The sequence below is a fragment of the Streptomyces hesseae genome (assembly GCF_031845785.1).
In the GTDB taxonomy this organism is placed as follows: domain Bacteria; phylum Actinomycetota; class Actinomycetes; order Streptomycetales; family Streptomycetaceae; genus Streptomyces; species Streptomyces hesseae.
In genome coordinates this window covers 1-1,323 of record NZ_JAVRFI010000055.1, presented here as the reverse complement: position 1 = coordinate 1,323, position 1,323 = coordinate 1, and the positions used below count along the sequence as shown (strand labels likewise).

Sequence of the window (1,323 nt, the reverse complement as noted above, 5' to 3'; positions counted from 1 at the left end):
GGGTGGCTGGTCGTTGTTTGAGAACTGCACAGTGGACGCGAGCATCTGTGGCCAAGTTTTTAAGGGCGCACGGTGGATGCCTTGGCACCAGGAACCGATGAAGGACGTGGGAGGCCACGATAGGCCCCGGGGAGCTGTCAACCGAGCTTTGATCCGGGGGTGTCCGAATGGGGAAACCCGGCAGTCGTCATGGGCTGTCACCCGCTGCTGAACACATAGGCAGTGTGGAGGGAACGCGGGGAAGTGAAACATCTCAGTACCCGCAGGAAGAGAAAACAACCGTGATTCCGGGAGTAGTGGCGAGCGAAACCGGATGAGGCCAAACCGTATGTGTGTGATACCCGGCAGGGGTTGCGCATGCGGGGTTGTGGGATCTCTTTTTCATAGTCTGCCGGCTGTGAGACGAGTCAGAAACCGTTGATGTAGGCGAAGGACATGCGAAAGGTCCGGCGTAGAGGGTAAGACCCCCGTAGCTGAAACATTGACGGCTCGTTTAAGAGACACCCAAGTAGCACGGGGCCCGAGAAATCCCGTGTGAATCTGGCGGGACCACCCGCTAAGCCTAAATATTCCCTGGTGACCGATAGCGGATAGTACCGTGAGGGAATGGTGAAAAGTACCGCGGGAGCGGAGTGAAATAGTACCTGAAACCGTGTGCCTACAAGCCGTGGGAGCGTCGCGCATCGAGCTTTGCTCGGTGCGTCGTGACTGCGTGCCTTTTGAAGAATGAGCCTGCGAGTTTGCGGTGTGTTGCGAGGTTAACCCGTGTGGGGAAGCCGTAGCGAAAGCGAGTCCGAATAGGGCGATTGAGTAGCGCGCCCAAGACCCGAAGCGGAGTGATCTAGCCATGGGCAGGTTGAAGCGGAGGTAAGACTTCGTGGAGGACCGAACCCACCAGGGTTGAAAACCTGGGGGATGACCTGTGGTTAGGGGTGAAAGGCCAATCAAACTCCGTGATAGCTGGTTCTCCCCGAAATGCATTTAGGTGCAGCGTCGTGTGTTTCTTGCCGGAGGTAGAGCACTGGATAGGCGATGGGCCCTACCGGGTTACTGACCTTAGCCAAACTCCGAATGCCGGTAAGTGAGAGCGCGGCAGTGAGACTGTGGGGGATAAGCTCCATGGTCGAGAGGGAAACAGCCCAGAGCATCGACTAAGGCCCCTAAGCGTACGCTAAGTGGGAAAGGATGTGGAGTCGCAGAGACAACCAGGAGGTTGGCTTAGAAGCAGCCACCCTTGAAAGAGTGCGTAATAGCTCACTGGTCAAGTGATTCCGCGCCGACAATGTAGCGGGGCTCAAGCGTACCGCCGAAGTCGTGTCATTC

1 rRNA gene is annotated in these 1,323 nt (G+C 57.1%); it reads left to right on the top strand.

Annotated features, from left to right (window positions below):
* Positions 1–49: 49 nt before the first annotated feature.
* Positions 50–1,323, top strand: a 23S ribosomal RNA gene (locus RM609_RS34155); the annotation flags it as partial.